This window comes from Bacillus sp. T-10(2022) (assembly GCF_056502895.1).
The window spans coordinates 4,412,272-4,427,884 of the sequence record NZ_CP113518.1 but is presented as its reverse complement, the minus strand read 5'-3'; the positions used below and the strand labels follow the sequence as shown (position 1 = coordinate 4,427,884).

The 15,613-nt window shown below is 40.8% G+C and carries 16 protein-coding genes; 8 read left to right on the top strand and 8 right to left on the bottom strand.

Translation table 11 applies throughout. The annotated features are described in order from the left end of the window. Nucleotides 1-162 precede the first annotated feature (162 nt). Entirely contained in the window at nucleotides 163-609 is a 447-nt protein-coding gene (locus tag OSJ91_RS21655) for a hypothetical protein (protein WP_413019443.1), read from the bottom strand. Nucleotides 610-830: 221 nt separating this feature from the next. On the opposite strand from OSJ91_RS21655, the gene OSJ91_RS21650 reads away from it, so the two are divergent. Beyond that, a complete protein-coding gene (locus tag OSJ91_RS21650; protein ID WP_485890391.1) occupies nucleotides 831-2,258 on the top strand; it encodes a phospholipase D-like domain-containing protein in 1,428 nt (475 codons plus the stop codon). 132 nt (nucleotides 2,259-2,390) lie between these two features. Further along, a complete protein-coding gene (locus OSJ91_RS21645; protein WP_485890390.1) occupies nucleotides 2,391-3,242 on the top strand; it encodes an MBL fold metallo-hydrolase in 852 nt (283 codons plus the stop codon). Nucleotides 3,243-3,339: 97 nt separating this feature from the next. Here OSJ91_RS21645 and OSJ91_RS21640 read toward each other — a convergent pair whose 3' ends face one another. From OSJ91_RS21640 to kynU, 7 genes are all read right to left on the bottom strand, one after another. Then, entirely contained in the window at nucleotides 3,340-3,684 is a 345-nt protein-coding gene (locus OSJ91_RS21640) for a hypothetical protein (RefSeq protein ID WP_350299902.1), read from the bottom strand. 175 nt (nucleotides 3,685-3,859) lie between these two features. Next, nucleotides 3,860-4,522 (bottom strand): hypothetical protein, encoded by a 663-nt coding sequence (locus tag OSJ91_RS21635; protein WP_485890388.1) that lies wholly within the window; start codon nucleotides 4,520-4,522, stop codon nucleotides 3,860-3,862. Between the two features lie 750 nt (nucleotides 4,523-5,272). Beyond that, nucleotides 5,273-5,905, bottom strand: a complete 633-nt coding sequence (locus OSJ91_RS21630; protein ID WP_485890387.1) for a LysE family translocator — start codon at nucleotides 5,903-5,905, stop codon at nucleotides 5,273-5,275. 164 nt (nucleotides 5,906-6,069) lie between these two features. Then, complete coding sequence (gene kynB, locus OSJ91_RS21625; protein WP_413019439.1) at nucleotides 6,070-6,696, bottom strand: arylformamidase; 627 nt, start codon at nucleotides 6,694-6,696, stop codon at nucleotides 6,070-6,072. A gap of 39 nt (nucleotides 6,697-6,735) precedes the next feature. Next, complete coding sequence (kynA, locus tag OSJ91_RS21620; RefSeq protein WP_098373747.1) at nucleotides 6,736-7,581, bottom strand: tryptophan 2,3-dioxygenase; 846 nt, start codon at nucleotides 7,579-7,581, stop codon at nucleotides 6,736-6,738. 60 nt (nucleotides 7,582-7,641) lie between these two features. Continuing rightward, entirely contained in the window at nucleotides 7,642-9,063 is a 1,422-nt protein-coding gene (locus OSJ91_RS21615; RefSeq protein WP_413019438.1) for an amino acid permease, read from the bottom strand. Between the two features lie 89 nt (nucleotides 9,064-9,152). Further along, entirely contained in the window at nucleotides 9,153-10,430 is a 1,278-nt protein-coding gene (gene kynU, locus OSJ91_RS21610; protein ID WP_485890386.1) for a kynureninase, read from the bottom strand. A 171-nt stretch (nucleotides 10,431-10,601) separates the two neighbouring features. Between kynU and OSJ91_RS21605 the strand changes: the two genes are divergently transcribed. The 6 genes from OSJ91_RS21605 (at nucleotide 10,602) to OSJ91_RS21580 (ending at nucleotide 15,224) form a co-directional block, all read left to right on the top strand. Continuing rightward, the gene (locus OSJ91_RS21605) at nucleotides 10,602-11,216 is read left to right on the top strand and encodes a TetR/AcrR family transcriptional regulator (protein WP_485890385.1); all 615 of its coding nucleotides are present in this window, start codon (nucleotides 10,602-10,604) and stop codon (nucleotides 11,214-11,216) included. Between the two features lie 427 nt (nucleotides 11,217-11,643). After that, nucleotides 11,644-11,991: a lmo0954 family membrane protein gene (locus OSJ91_RS21600; protein WP_063232490.1), complete on the top strand. Its 348-nt coding sequence runs from the start codon at nucleotides 11,644-11,646 to the stop codon at nucleotides 11,989-11,991. 19 nt (nucleotides 11,992-12,010) lie between these two features. After that, nucleotides 12,011-12,646 carry a PspA/IM30 family protein gene (locus OSJ91_RS21595; RefSeq protein ID WP_137018631.1) on the top strand — a complete coding sequence of 212 codons (636 nt, stop codon included), beginning with the start codon at nucleotides 12,011-12,013 and terminating at the stop codon, nucleotides 12,644-12,646. A gap of 157 nt (nucleotides 12,647-12,803) precedes the next feature. Further along, the gene (liaF, locus tag OSJ91_RS21590) at nucleotides 12,804-13,550 is read left to right on the top strand and encodes a cell wall-active antibiotics response protein LiaF (RefSeq protein WP_350299896.1); all 747 of its coding nucleotides are present in this window, start codon (nucleotides 12,804-12,806) and stop codon (nucleotides 13,548-13,550) included. Next, a complete protein-coding gene (locus tag OSJ91_RS21585; protein ID WP_485890384.1) occupies nucleotides 13,547-14,593 on the top strand; it encodes a sensor histidine kinase in 1,047 nt (348 codons plus the stop codon). Before liaF ends, OSJ91_RS21585 begins: the two co-directional genes overlap by 4 nt. Then, nucleotides 14,586-15,224, top strand: a complete 639-nt coding sequence (locus OSJ91_RS21580) for a response regulator transcription factor (protein WP_413020397.1) — start codon at nucleotides 14,586-14,588, stop codon at nucleotides 15,222-15,224. Before OSJ91_RS21585 ends, OSJ91_RS21580 begins: the two co-directional genes overlap by 8 nt. Nucleotides 15,225-15,613 lie beyond the last annotated feature (389 nt).

Below are 15,613 nucleotides of genomic sequence, written 5' to 3'. Positions count from 1 at the left end.
AGTAGCAACTGACTTACCACAGAAAGCCGCTGCTCTTTATGCAGTTTGCTGTTCATTGAGACGCTGGTTTAACCAGTGTCTTTTTTTATTTTTTAGTTATCATTATTATATCCTCATTTTGCCGATACATTCAACTAAAAAACATGGGGGGAGCACTGATTCTTAGATTTTCGTTAAATTCCTGCCGGCTTCCAGCTTAAATGATTTCATTCCTTTATAAGATACAATCGAAGGAATCATACAAAGCAAGGCCATCGGTAAACAATAAAAAAGATAGTAATGTCCTCCGTTGTCCAGTAAGGGAATATAGGCTAAAGCAACAAAGAGTAAAGTGAAAAAAATGATCGTGAAAATCCCGAAAGATTGATGATAGAATGCATGAATTTCCCTTCTTTTTTCATCTTGGTTGGATAAGGTCTTTACTGCTTTGTGCGTTCGAAGGAATAGGTACAAAGAGTACATTAGAAATAAAGCGGAAAATGGTAAAGCGATCGCAAATAATGAAACGTCAAGAATGGAAAGATAAAAGCTGGATAAAAAGAATACTTCTGATACGCCTAATGCAAAACAATAATTGAAGATACTTATTCTATCAGGTTGTTTAAGCATGAAATCCCTCCTTCTATATCATATTATGCAACTGCTTTCATGTTCACCACTTTGTCACATTTAAAAGGAAAATAAATGCTCCAAGTACCACCCGGAAAAGCAGATGGGTAAATGGCACCGCTCGATAACTAGTCAGCTTTATCAAGCTGCAGATGTTGAATAGAGTCTTTGCATATTACGAATAGTAATAAAATATCGCTCAAAGGGGGGGGGAGTGCTCAATGACTGTAAAAACGGCAATTAAAGGATTTCTGCTCGTTCTTCTATTATATGTCCTTTATGTAGTGGTGACGGCTGTTGTTCTTTTCCCTAAAGCAGAAAAAGAAGAAAACAGGCCGATTAAACAGGTAAGTGAATATATGGGAGAAAGGGAAGCCACCGTGGATCGTGTTCTGCTTTTCGAGGACGGTTATGAGTCGGGACTCGCCCGAATGCGAATGATCCAGGAAGCCCAGCATTCAGTCGATATCGCCTACTATGCTTTTGGAAAAGGCAAAACAACCGAGCTTTTTCTTGGAGCCTTGATTGATGCGGCTGACCGAGGTGTCAAAGTTCGAGTCCTTCTGGATGGGATATCTCATGGACTCAGAGGTCAATTAAGCAGTGCCCGTTATGCATTGGCTGGGCATGAAAACATTGAATTAAGATATTACGAAACCTTTAAGCCATTTAAGCCGGGGACCTGGCATAATCGCCTTCATGATAAAATCATCACTGTAGATGGAAAGTTAGGCATAATCGGCGGGAGGAATATTGCCGATAAGTACTTAGCAAGCAAGCCGCCGAAGAATTTTGTCTATGATAGGGATGTTCTCATTTTCAATGCTAAAGAGGAGAAAGATAGTGTAATCGTTCAAATGAAGGACTATTTGAATGAATTATGGAATCATCCGTATACGAGTGATGTTTTTTCGGACCTCTCGAAAAGGCAAACGGAAAAAGGTAAACGTGAAAGAGATGCATTAGCGAAACAATACAGAAAAGCTTTACGCACTGAAACCGATTTCGTGAACCCAGTCGTCGATTGGAGCAAGGCTACAACACCTACTAAAAAAGTGTCCTTCATTCATAATCCAATCGAACGTTTCAACAAACACCCTATTGTGTGGAGATCTCTATTGGATATAGCTGCGAACGCCAATCAATCGGTATTTATCCAAAGTCCCTATATTGTTCCTGCGGATGCCTTGAAGGAATATGTACCGAAGCAAATGGATATAAAGGCTGATTGGACGATACTTACCAACTCGGCGGCATCAACCCCGAATATGATCGCTTTTTCTGGTTACTTGGCGCTTAGGGATAGTATCGTTGAGACGGGGGCAAGGCTTTATGAGTATTCAAAGCCCTATTCTCTTCATGGTAAATCGGTTGTCTATGATCGACGATTAAGTGCAGTGGGTTCCTATAATTTGGATTCACGATCTGCCTTTTTGAATACGGAATCGATGGTGCTCATTGATAGTGAAGCATTTGCGGCACAGTTGATAGGGGCCATCGAATCGAAAATCTCAAAAAGTACACTCGTTGCCGACAATAAAAAATATATAGAACCGCCAGAAGATCAGAAAAGGGAAGAGTCTTTTTTTAAAGCCACCTTTTTAAATGCCCTCTCGAAAATCACGGTATATTGGAATAGGTTCATTTGAATGATGACGAAAAGACAGCAATCACCGTGGTTGTTGTCTTTTTAGCCTTTCGCGGAGATTATCTTATGAATACATGTGTAATTTGCTATACTTGAGCAAGCTAATCACAACTATCATAAGGAGAATAAAAACATGCAAACATTACAACATCTATCGAAACATATTGTCTACCTGCCGCCAGTTCAGGAAACGGATCGCCCGGTACTTGCCGCCGTGACGGGACAGAGGAAAACGCTCATCATCGATGCCGGTAACTCTGTCCGGCATGCCCAGCTCTTTAAGGACGAATTGCTTCGGAATGATATAAGCGGGAATTTCCTCGTTCTTACCCATTCACACTGGGACCATGTATTCGGGCTGGAGAATATCGGGATTCCGGTCATTTGTCAGGAAAAAACATACACCGACATTAAAGATATGCAGCAGCTTTCATGGGAAGATCAGGACCTTGATCAACGGGTCGAAGAAGGGACGGAGATTCCCTTTTGCGCTGATGCAATCAAATTGGAACATGGGACGAATAGAGAGATTACCTTTCCCCTGCCCGATATCATCTTTGAAAAAACGATGACGATCGATCTCGGCAATATAACCTGTGTCATTGAACATGTAGGCGGCGATCATGCCAAAGATTCCTGCATCATCTATGTACAAGAGGAAAAAACACTATTTCTGGGAGACTGCCTTTATGCCAATCTTTATGCTGAAAAATGGAATTATACGGCTGAACAGGCTTCGCTGCTCATTAAGAAAATTGAAGCCTATGATGCCGAAACATACATACTTTCCCATCATGATAAGCCCTGCACAAGACTGGAAATGGAGGCTGAGCTTAAGCTAATGAAAGAATGTGCCAGAGCGGTGGTCGAACACCGGGGAAACCGAGCTTTAATGGAGCAGGAACTGGCTAATGAACTAAAGCGGGATCTAACTGAGGACGAACTTGAAACAATTGGATTTTTCGTGAATGGTTACTTTGAGTGATTGAACACCATAGGGTTGGCTTGGGGTATGAGGTCGGTAATACTGGGCTCATACCCTTTAATTTGGCCTATTTCCGCAACAGTGCTCACAAGCTCATTCATGGTCCCCACACCAAATCGATAATAATCGTTAATAGTACTGAAACAATAAGAATTGATAGGAAACCTGATATAATTTTCCCTGCTTTTGCTCCTCTATTATCGGGATGCATATGACCAATGATAAAGGAAGGGATGAAAAATATAGCCGAATAGAACATTGTATAATGAATACCTGAATCTCCATTTGACCAGGCGCTTAGTCCGATATTATTTAAAATATTATCTCCAATGCAAGGTTTATCGCCAAATTGAATGGTAAACAATATTCCGATTAAACACAGCGCGAAAGAAAGGGAACCTAATCCGATATCCTTTGTTTTCCTAACTTCAATAGTTTTCATTTCTTTACCTCCCTGTATAAAAATAACAAATTATGCTTTTTTATATTGTAACATTTATAGCCTTATTTCTGGACCCGTTCATTATTACTAAAATGAAAAAGCTCCCTTAGGGGAGTTTCATATAGCTTGTACATGTATCGCGAGTGAGGATTCATCATTTCTAAAGGGCTTCTTTTTAAATTCTATAAATATAAGGTCTTTTATAGGCTTTTGCTCTTTGTTTGGAGGTAGTCATAGCCTTTAGTTGTCTTTGTGAGATTGGTGGTACGATTATTGTTCCAGAGGGATACATAATGTTGCTTTTGTCATTTAAATGACGTGCATTGACTAACAAGGCATGTCCGAATTCATGAGCTAAGATATCAATATTTTTTTGTTGGAATGTATCATATGTCATGACGATATTGCCCAGAGTTCCTTTATTATCCCAGCTGACGTTACCAATAGCCTTTCCATCTTTAAGGTCTTGTGCATTAATGTAAAACACAGCAAGTCCAGTTTGACGGCCACAATTACCTTTTCTTAAGGCTCTAAAAACTTTCTCCCGTTGCCTCATCTGCAAAGGTACGAAGATCCTTGCTATGGTGGCATCAGCTTTCAAACCACACTTCCGTGCGCCTTCTCTAGTTCTTAAATCACAAATGTTAGGCCGAAAATAAATTCCCCATATGTCACTGGCGTATTTAAATTGTGTTCTTATATCTTCTTCTCTTACTTCAGCAGCGTTACCTAAAATGAAAACACAAACATCGGTCGTATACCGAGTACTCTGACTGTTATTCTTACTGGATTTTTGCCTCTTATTCTTACTGGTTTTCTTATCTTTATTCTTTGACACAGCATTCATCCTTTTTGTTTATAAAATTCCCACATGATTAATAAATGCATAAATTCCCCAATATGTTTGGACAACCCTAAACAAACAATTGAATGACCAAAGGATTTAAAAAGCTACCTTAAGGGAGTTTTTTTATTTGTCTATTTCATAAGCGGTTAGCAATAAAAATGAAAAAAATAAATTTTTATAGGCTAGACCCTTAAACCGTTTTAGTTTAATAGAATAAAATCCACCTATATATATAAAGGGGGAATTTATTATGATTTTGGTCTTATTAATAAACACGTATTTGTTGGAAAGGCAAAGAACAAATGGAATAGTCATCAACCTGGTCGAATTGTTGGTATCGGTAATGATCGGTATTACATAGTAAGATTTGAAGATGGAAGGAAAACGTGGATTAGGAAAAATTGGATTTTGCTAAGGCTCCCTTAGGGGAGTTTATATTTTGTATCTTATATTCAATGCAAATGTTGGAATTCTGGTAAACCGTACATACTGTTGTTCGATGACGAGGGGAAAATAGTGAAGTAAACTTATAAATCTCTTTTGAGGTTCTTTTTTTGTTTCCACGATAAATAGCCAAAAGGGGCTTATCCCTTTCAGCTTAATTCGCATTCCTCGATTTAGGCTGCTTCTCCCAACTTTCGTCTAAGTCTCGGAAATTTGCTAATGACCATTTTGAGGTATCAAAACATGTATTGTGACATAACTCAGCAAGGACCTATATCCCTACATCTGCAGTTCAGATTAATTATGAGCTTTTTCCAGAGCTAGCTTTATCCCGAAACCAATCAAGACCGTCCCGGTTATCCCCTCGAATATCGCTTGGGTTCTAGGCTTTTTCATAAAAGCACTGATTTGGTTCAGCAGATAGATATAAAATACAAACCAGAACGCAGTTAAAACGGTATACGTCATGCCCATGATCAGGAACGGTAAAAACGTATCATTCCCCGGATTCACGAACTGAGGCAGAAACGTTAAAAAGAAGACGGCCACTTTAGGGTTCAGCAGATTGGTAAGGAACCCTTGCTTAAAGCATGACTGGTTTTCGTACTTGCTTTTGACCGTAGTTTCCGCCGCTGCGGCCACTTGCTTATTCCTTAATCCCCATAGGGTCTTGAAGCCTAGATATACCAAGTAAACGGCACCGACATATATGAAGATGGAAAATAATAAAGCGGATTTCACAATGATTGCTGAAAGTCCGAACACGGCAGCTGATGTATGAATAAGCAGGGCACAGCATGTGCCGAACATCGTTTTAAAACCTCCCGAAGTCCCCACGGTAACAGTGTTCCTTGTAGCTATTGCTGTATCTGGACCGGGTAAGATGATGAGAAGGATGCACATGATGATGAACAAATAAAAGTTTTCCATATTCGGACCTCCACTCTTAGTGATGAATTCTGAAAATTATAACATAGATACACTTGGTTTAGGGAGATAAATTTGATAGTTAATGATTACCTCAATAGAAAGGAGGCAATAAAAAAACAAGCCAAATCATTTTTTGATCTGGCTCGTTTTTTTGAAAAATTTTGTTAGGGTAACTTTTTCAACACAGCACGTACCGGACTTCCATCTGCTTCAACTAATGGAAGAGGGAGGGCTGCCAGCTCATAATTACCCGGTCCGATACCGTCTAATACAAGTCCTTCCAAAATGTGAATGCCATGTTCGGCAAGTTCATGGTGGGCAGATAGCTCTTTACTATCCAGTGGATCTACTGATGGTAAATCAAGTCCAATAAGGCGGACGCCGACTTCTGAAAGATATGCCGCTAATTCTGGCTGGATATGAGGAATGGTTTGTGGAAACACACTTCGATCCCTCCATGCATCCGTCCGAATTAACAGACGGGTAACGCCTGTTAGATCAATATTGGATAATTCATTGACTCCGATGCTTGTCTTGTTTAGTAAATGGATAACTCGGGCATTTCCCATATATAAATCGAGATCCAAATCAATCACTCTTTTTCCATCATCATCAAAATGAAAAGGTGCATCAATATGGGTACCGGTATGGATACTCATATTGATTTGACCTACATTGACAGATCCACTTTCTTCTTTACTCCAATTTACTTTATAAGAGAAAGGTGTATCTCCAGGCCAGACTGCAACGTTATCATCCAGACGTTGTGAAATATCAATCCATGTCCCCATGCATTTACCTCCATTTCTTCCGGCTGTTTCTTGAATATCTTATAGCTTCGTTCTTAGACTCCATAGTTCTGGGAAAAAGTGTTGATCCAGTGCTCTTTTTAAATACGTTACACCTGATGATCCGCCAGTTCCTTGTTTATTACCAATAATCCTTTCTACTGTGGTCATATGATTAAAACGCCATAATTGCTGTTGATGGCCAATGTCCACTAACTTCTCGCCCAGCTCATATAAGTCCCAATATTGCTCAACATCGCGGTAAACTGTCAGCCATGCCTCTTCTACACTGGCATTTGGTTCATATCTTTGTGACCAATCCCTGCTGAGGGCTTCTTGATCAATAGGTAATCCGCGCGCCACAAGTGCATTAATCGCCGCGTCATAAATACTTGGCTCATGAAGGGCCTGCTGCATTTGCTCGTATAAATCCGTTTGATGCTGATAGACTGATAGCGTATGGACATTTTTGTTTCCTAATGCAAATTCAATCAAACGATTCTGATAAGATTGGAATCCGGAAGATTGTCCCAGTTTATCCCTGAACTCCATGTATTCAGCCGGTGTTAAAGTTGAAAGGACATTCCATGACTGGATCAATTGCTGCTGGATCCTCGAAACGCGCGACAGCATTTTAAACGAAGGTTCCAACTTGTTTTGGCGGATGGACTCAGTTGCTGCAGTCAACTCATGTAAAATGAGCTTCATCCATAGCTCACTCGCTTGATGGATAATGATGAATAGCATTTCATCATGATGATCGGAACATCTATGTTGACTGGTTAAAATCTTATCAAGGTGGAGATAATCTCCGTAGGACATCGATTTTTGAAAGTCGGTTTGAATTTCTTTCTCTAGACCCGTTATTGTTTGTTCATTGTTATCCATATTCTTCATTCTGCTATCTCCTCACTTTTCCATATGCAAAAAACTATTTATTCCGTCATTCTATTCTATCTTCTTTTCCAGAGGTTCTTCCATTACATTATGGTTAATATTTTTTCTTTTTGAAACTGAATAAGCAACAGCTAAAAATAGTAACCAAGGTATCCCGAATTGAAGCATGATCTTGAAATCTGTAAACCATGTTGTAATCATTAAGCTGAATAGAAGAAGGGCTCCTAGTATCGTTAAATAGGGAAAACCGATCATCTTTACAGGTAATTTGCGACCGCCGGTTTTCTCCCATTTAACCCTGAAAAACAAGTGGGAAATGAAGATCATGAGCCATGTGAACATAGCACCGAACATGGAAATCCCCATCATGAATGCATAGGATGAACCAGGAAGTAACGCATGAACGCCTGCAGCAATGAAAATCCCCGTTGTAGAGACAGCAAGTGCTTTTCCCGGAACGCCCCTTTTGTTTAACTTTCCTAAAAAGCTAGGTGCATGCTTTCCGCGGGCTAATGAAAACATCATACGTGTTGAAGCATAGAGCTGGGCATTCATGGCAGATAAAGCGGCCGTTAAAATAATGAAGTTCATGATCCCGGATGCACCAGGAATGTTCAAGATTTCCATTACTTTTACGAATGGACTTTCCTCGATCCCAGCCGTTTTCCACGGAACGATCATCAACATGATGCCGATTGTCAACACATAGAAGGTGGACAAACGGAACACGGTCGCTTTTAATGCTTTTGGAACTGCTGCATCCGGATCTTTTGCTTCCCCTGATGTAACCGCTATCATTTCGGTTCCGAGAAAGCTGAATAAAGAAATAAATACGGCCACCCACATTCCCCACCAGCCAAATGGGAAAAAACCGCCTTCATTTACAAAGTTCTCAGGTCCTATATGCGGCTGATCGGATGAACCGAAAAGTACATAGGCTCCAAGAAGGATAAAACCAACAATGGCACTTATTTTAATAAAGGAGAACCAATACTCAAATGTAGCGAATGTATTCACACTAGTAGCATTTACATAAATCAGGGCACCTGCAAACAGCAAAATCCATACGATTCCCGGCACGGTCGGAAACCAATATTTCATATACACGCTGACTGCACTTACTTCAACCCCGACAGCCAAAACATTGGCAATCCAATAAGAATAGCGAACAAGATAGCCTGCCATTGGAGACATGTACTTTTCAGCAATGGCCCCAAAAGATCCGGAAGTAGGATGGGCAACCGTCATTTCGGCTAAACAGCCCATCAACAGTAAAACGACGAACGCCCCGAGTGCATAGCTCAGCAATACACTTGGCCCTGCCGCTTGAATGGCAAGCCCGCTGCCAAGGAATAAACCTGTCCCGATGGCACAGCCCATTGCGATCATGGAAAGCTGATTTGTTTCCAGCTCACGTTTTAATCCTTTTTCTGGCTCATCTTTAAAGTTCAATTGAGTATTTTTGTTCTCCATAGTTCATCCCCTTTTTATCAAAAAAGATTTTATCCTGACCTAATTAACTAACCATTTGAGGGATGAGCCCCATCTGGCGGAATTCCATGTTATGCGACCACTTCACGCTCATTCTTGTATTTTTCATATTGTTTTTCTGACATGATTTTCTTGAGTATTTGTACAACTTCCCAAACTTCCGCATAAGAAGTATAGAGTGCAACCGGGGCGAGGCGAATGATGTTAGGTGCACGGAAATCTGGAATGACACCGTTCTCTTTCAATGCCTTGCATATCCGTGCAGCTTCTTTATGCTCGAGGCTTACATGACCACCGCGTCGGATGTCTTCTTTGGGAGTTCCAATGAAAAATCCCATGTCCTCCAATTCGAATTCGACTAAATCCATTAAATATTGATTGATTTTCAGGGATTTTTCACGAATATTTTCAATTCCAGCTTCTATAAAAATGTCCAAAGACCCAATCAAAGGTGCACAACTTAACACATGCGGCGTGCCAATTTGATACGCTCCTGCTGATTCAGCTGGTGTTAAGATATGTTCCATATCGAATTGTTTATCTTTTTTGGAGCCGAACCATCCAGCCAATCCAGGCATCGTTCCAAAATGTTTTCGATTTACATATAAACCGCCAACACCGCCAGGGCCGCCATTTAAATGTTTATAATTGCACCAATACGCAAAATCCACATCCCATTCGCTGAATGAATGCGGGATGGCACCGATGGAATGACATCCGTCAAATCCGATTACAATGCCTCTTTTATGAGCTTCATCAGTCAATCGTTTCATATCCAATATTTGACCGCTGCGATACAGGACGGTTGGCAAGATGATCAAAGCGATGTCATCGGTCATTGCTTCGATGATGTCATCCTCCTCAAGAAATCTGCCATCCCGGCTTTTCACGCGGATGAGATCGGTTTCCGGATCATATCCATGTGTACGCAGCTGACTTTGAAGAGCATAAATATCAGTCGGGAAGGTTAATTCATCAGCCAAAATTTTTGTGCGCATTCCTTCAGGCTTATAAAAAGTAGCTACTAGCTGATGCAGATTTACAGTAGTGGAGCCGGTTACAATAACTTCCTCTGGAGAAGCTCCGACCAATTGGGACATCTTTGCGCCCAATTTCTCAGCCATGAAAAACCATGGGTGATTCCCTTGCGTCCATCCATCAATCCCATGCTCTTTCCAATCTTCCAAAGACTCCAGAAGAGTGCGTTCAGCCCTTTTCGAAAGAAGCCCCAATGAGTTCCCATCCATATAGATGGAATTCGGCTTTAAATAAAACTCTTCTCGAAAACCTTTAAGCGCATCATTCTCATCCATTTGTTTAGCGTGATCCAATGTATATTCAGAAATCATAATCATCCTCCTATTTTAGTTTTTTAAAATTCTAGGAGAATCGTACCAAAGAATATGACATGATGTCAATAAGTTAATTCAGAAAATTATAAACATTGAATCAATCTTTCCAACAAATGTTTTTTATTTTATGGAAATCCTTTATGCTAGAAGATAAGGGGAGGAATAAGCATGGAGAATGGCAAAGTAAGGGATAAACGGCACTTACGCTCGATCATGACACGACAAAAGTTATTGGAAGCTGCAAAGGAAACATTTCTTGAAGAAGGTTATCAAGCTGCGCTTATTTCCCAAATGATCAAAAGGGCAAACATCGGTTATGGAACGGCCTATGTTCATTTTAAAGGGAAAGAGGATCTGTTAATTGTATTAATGGAGAATGTAATGGAGCAATTCTATGAAATTGCCGAGACCTCTTTCTTTCCAAAATCAAAAGACGAAGCAAAACATATCATAAACAGACAAGCTAATGCATTTTTGAAAATGGCAGAAGCTGAACGCAATATGATGCAGGTTTTCGAACAGGCCATCGGGATATCAACCATTATTTCAGATAAATGGAAAGCGATCCGCATGAAGTTCATTCAGCGAATATCAAAGGACGTCGCCTACGCACAGCAAAATGGGCTGGCAAGAGCTGAACTAAACCATGAGCTTGTGGCAAGAGGGTGGTTTTTCACAAATGAAATGTATCTGTGGGAAATCGTCAGAAACGAACACCAAAGTTCTGTAGAAGAAATTTCTCAAACCATAACCTCAGTTTACGTTGAAGGCTTGTATGTGTAATGATAATGACAATTCACCAATCTTCCGCTTATATACATCGGAAGATTTTTTTATTTCAAACTCACGAGTAAAACCGCAGAATTCACGAGTAAAGTACCGAAACTCACGAGTAAAGTACCGAAACTCACGAGTAAAACAGCAAAACTCACGAGTAAAGTGCCCAAACTCACGAGTAAAGTGCCGAAACTCACGAGTAAAACAGCAAAATTCACGAGTAAAGCCGCAGAATACACGAGTAAACCGCCCAAACTTACGATTAAACAGCAAAATTCCCGAGTAAACCGCCCAAACACACTAATAAACACCCTCATTAGCATCGGACTTACAGCGTCTACGCCTTAAGTCTTACTAGAAAATATAGCTAAGGCTCATTATACGAACTTGTAAAAGTAGATAAGATATAAACATAGAAAGGAGGACGAAAACAATGAAGAAATTTGGTTTATTTATTGTAGGACTGATCGCACTTTTCCTGTTACTGGCGAACGTTGGTCCACTGATCAGCCTGGCGATTTGCTTGGCGATCCTATACTTTGGATTCAAGCAGTTCATGAAGTCCGAATCGACAGGGGCGAAGATTGCGTGGGGATCAGTCTCCATTATCGTGCTGATCGTTTCTATTTCCCATATCCCGGCAATATTGGGACTGGTGGCAGCTTATGTTCTTTACCTGGTTTATAAAAAATGGAATGAAAATGATGAAAGTGCATCATCGAAAGAAAATGACCCATTCTCAAATTTTGAAAGAGAGTGGAAAGAGTTGAATAAGAACTAATAGAAGGGATGGAATTGGAATGGGTAATTTATTTTCAAGAATGAAACAAACGATTTCGGCTGATTTTCACGACTTGTTGGATAAAAAGGAGCAAAAAAATCCAATTGGGATGTTAAATCAATATTTGCGTCAATGTGAGCAGGAGACAGAAAAGGTCGGTAAGTTGCTTGAACGTCAATATCTTTTGAAAGAAGAATTTACGCGTGAATATAATCAAGCGCAAAATCTGGCTGAAAAACGTAAGCATCAGGCTGAGATCGCCAAGCAGTCGGGAGAAACCGATTTAATGGAATTTGCCGTCAAGGAAAGCCTGCACTATGAAGATCGGGCGCTAAGTTTGAAAGAGGCGCATAAAAGTGCAGAGGTTCAGTTAGCTGAACTGGAGCGGAAATATGAAGAAATGAAACATAAGCTGAAGGATATGCATCTAAAGCGGTTGGAACTGATGGGCAGGGAAAATATTGCCCGGGCAAACAACCGGATCAATCGGGTTTTGGACGGGGGCAGTTCCGAAGCCAAACCGGTAGCGATGTTTGAAGAAATGGAGCATTATATCGATCGCATCGAGCACCAGGTTCATACAGATTATAATCGGCATACGATCGATGCCAGGATTGTCCAGCTTGAAAAAGAATTGGAACAGAAAGAAGCGTAAAGACTTTTTAAGGCATCGCTGTTATCCCCTGGCCTTTTGGAATGGAAGGCGGGGGAAAACAGGCTGTCAGAACGAGATAATTTCATGGTATTCTTAAAAGGCACGGGTTCCTGTGCCTTTTAAGAATATCATGATCATATACAGGGGAGGCGAACCGATGTTGAACAAGATGAAGACGGACTATATGGGATGGATACTTCTCATCGGAGTCGTCCTGCTTTTTTTAGAGATTTCATTTACGGGTGGAGGTCTCCTTTTTTCCATCGCTTTTTCAATAGGATGTATCTATTTAGGCAGGAAATTCACAAAACGGACAATCGGGAAAATCCTATTTTTTATAGGGCTGATTTCCCTTATCATCACAGTCTTGAATATGTTCGTCTTTAGATTTTTCCTAATGGCGATCCTCATTTATCTTTTGCTTTTATATTATCAGTCCAAAAAGAATCCTGATTGGGTCAGTCCCATTTTAACCAATGATGATTCTGACGAAGAACGGATCAATAAGGAACGATTGCTGAAAACCGATTATCTATTTAAAAATAAGTTGTTCGGTCATCAACAAACGGCCGAACATGTATATGAATGGAATTCCGTGAATGTTCAGGGCGGGGTCGGTGATACGGTTATCGATTTAAGCAAAACGATTTTACCGAAAGGCGACGCTGTCATTTCCATCAGGAATATCATTGGCAATATCACTGTGCTTGTACCGTATGGCATCGAAATCAGGGTCCATCATTCTGTCATTGCAGGCAGGGCGCGGATCTTTGAAAATAAGCCTGAATCCAGGGTCTTTAATCAAATTTATTCCTATCAAACGGAAGGGTTCAATGAAACGGATCACAAGGTTCATATCATCACTTCAATCTTAGTTGGGGATTTAGAGGTGAAGCGGATATGAGCATACTGACACGTCAGATATTGACTGCCCTTGGTGTTGCTTTCGTTCTTTCCCTCGCCTTGCCGGCGACGGTTTTCTTCATCTTCCCTTTATCCGACTGGAGTTTATTGTGGGAGAAAGTGGTCATGGGATTACCCTTCGTCATATTCCTGCCAAGCCTTGTCATGACGGTAGGGCTGATTTATGGAGTCGTTTCGGGAATGTTTTGGAAGAGGCAGCTCGAAAGGGTGGATGAAGGGCTGCATTTACTTGAACAGGGTCGCTTACCTTCGCAACAGGAAACGTATCCAGTCCAAGAGATGGCTAAAATGGCGGAACGGATGCAACTGATCCATAAGCAAATCAATGAGCAGACAAAATTATCGCAAAAAATGGCGAATGAAAAGGCCGTTGATCAGGAGAAACAGATCCAGGAAATCGTTTCCCAGGAACGAAACCGTTTGGCGCGGGAGCTGCATGATTCGGTAAGCCAGCAATTGTTTGCCGCTTCGATGTTCATGTCGGCCATCACCGAATCGCAAACCGATATGGAAAAAACGGAAATGAAACAATTCAAGGTAGTGGAAGAAATGATCCATCAATCCCAGCTTGAGATGAGGGCGTTATTGCTTCACTTGAGACCTGTTGCATTAAAGGGAAAATCTTTACATGAAGGAATGAAAGAGCTCCTTTTGGAATTGGCCCAAAAAGTGACGATGGATATAAATTGGAAGATGGAGCCTGTCACTCTGGATAAGGGGATTGAGGACCATCTGTTTCGGATTTTACAAGAATCGATTTCCAATACACTTAGACATGCAAAAGCAAACTCGCTTGAAGTGCTATTGATCGTTCGTGATGGGATGATCATTTTACGAATAACGGATGACGGCATCGGTTTTAACGTCGAGGAGTCGAAAACGGGATCATATGGTCTGCAAAACATGCATGAACGGGCTGTTGAATTAGGCGGAACGATGCAACTTGTAAGCGTTCCGAATAAAGGAACGAAACTTGAAGTGAAAATCCCATTATTAAATGCTGGAGGTGATCATGATGATTAAAGTATTATTTGTCGATGACCATGAAATGGTAAGGATAGGGGTATCGGCGTATTTATCCGCACAGTCGGATATCGAAGTGATAGGGGAAGCGGATAATGGCTTGAAAGCTGTCGAACTGGCAATGGAATTGCGTCCGGATATCATTTTGATGGATTTGGTGATGCCGGAAATGGACGGCATAGAAGCAACGAAACGAATTATCGAAAAATGGCCAGAAGCAAAGATCATCATTGTGACAAGCTTCCTGGATGATGAAAAAGTGTACCCGGCATTGGAAGCCGGAGCGACGAGCTATATGTTGAAAACATCAAAGGCCAGCGAGATTGCGAGAGCGGTCCGTTCCACTTTCCAGGGGCAAAGCGTACTTGAACCTGAAGTGACGGGAAAAATGATGGAAAAGCTGCGTCGCCCAAAGGTTACTCAGCTTCATGATCAATTGACAAACCGCGAAATGGAAATCTTGCTGCTGATGACACAAGGAAAAACGAATCAGGAGATTGCGGATGAACTATACATAGCCCTGAAAACAGCCAAAGTACATGTCAGCAATATATTAAGTAAGCTTGCCGTGCAGGACCGCACGCAAGCAGTGATTTACGCATTTAAGCATTCGCTCGTTCAAGAAGAGTAGTAAAGAGCGTCTATTTACCAATAGAGGAAACTTTGTTATATTTAGGGGAATATCCCATCCTGTAAAGTACTTTCAAGGTTGCTGATTGCAGCCTTTTTGGATAACGGGAAAAAGGCAGGTGAAATGATGTTAAGAGTTATCTTAGAATTATTTCGTATAATCATCATTATTTTTGTTATAGGAATGATAATTGGGTTCATCATTAATTCAATCTATGCGATTTTTGGTATAACCGTAGAGAATACCACGGGCGGGTGGATTGTTGGTATGGCAATTTTTCCATTACTTTTTGTACTCTATAAAAACCGGCTTCAATTTTCAGGGTTCTATAAAAATGGCAAACAAGTAAAACTCTCAAACAGGACAACTACTATACTGCTTTGCTTTTC

Bases quoted from the DNA above. Each gene is read 5' to 3' on its own strand.
- OSJ91_RS21630 (WP_485890387.1), bottom strand. From the start codon at position 5,905: ATGGAAAACTTTTATTTGTTCATCATCATGTGCATCCTTCTCATCATC.
- OSJ91_RS21640 (WP_350299902.1), bottom strand. From the start codon at position 3,684: ATGAAAACTATTGAAGTTAGGAAAACAAAGGATATCGGATTAGGTTCC.
- OSJ91_RS21585 (WP_485890384.1), top strand. From the start codon at position 13,547: ATGAGCATACTGACACGTCAGATATTGACTGCCCTTGGTGTTGCTTTC.
- OSJ91_RS21645 (WP_485890390.1), top strand. From the start codon at position 2,391: ATGCAAACATTACAACATCTATCGAAACATATTGTCTACCTGCCGCCA.
- OSJ91_RS21655 (WP_413019443.1), bottom strand. From the start codon at position 609: ATGCTTAAACAACCTGATAGAATAAGTATCTTCAATTATTGTTTTGCA.
- OSJ91_RS21605 (WP_485890385.1), top strand. From the start codon at position 10,602: ATGGAGAATGGCAAAGTAAGGGATAAACGGCACTTACGCTCGATCATG.
- kynB (WP_413019439.1), bottom strand. From the start codon at position 6,696: ATGGGGACATGGATTGATATTTCACAACGTCTGGATGATAACGTTGCA.
- OSJ91_RS21650 (WP_485890391.1), top strand. From the start codon at position 831: ATGACTGTAAAAACGGCAATTAAAGGATTTCTGCTCGTTCTTCTATTA.
- OSJ91_RS21615 (WP_413019438.1), bottom strand. From the start codon at position 9,063: ATGGAGAACAAAAATACTCAATTGAACTTTAAAGATGAGCCAGAAAAA.
- OSJ91_RS21600 (WP_063232490.1), top strand. From the start codon at position 11,644: ATGAAGAAATTTGGTTTATTTATTGTAGGACTGATCGCACTTTTCCTG.
- liaF (WP_350299896.1), top strand. From the start codon at position 12,804: ATGTTGAACAAGATGAAGACGGACTATATGGGATGGATACTTCTCATC.
- kynU (WP_485890386.1), bottom strand. From the start codon at position 10,430: ATGATTTCTGAATATACATTGGATCACGCTAAACAAATGGATGAGAAT.
- OSJ91_RS21580 (WP_413020397.1), top strand. From the start codon at position 14,586: ATGATTAAAGTATTATTTGTCGATGACCATGAAATGGTAAGGATAGGG.
- OSJ91_RS21595 (WP_137018631.1), top strand. From the start codon at position 12,011: ATGGGTAATTTATTTTCAAGAATGAAACAAACGATTTCGGCTGATTTT.
- kynA (WP_098373747.1), bottom strand. From the start codon at position 7,581: ATGGATAACAATGAACAAACAATAACGGGTCTAGAGAAAGAAATTCAA.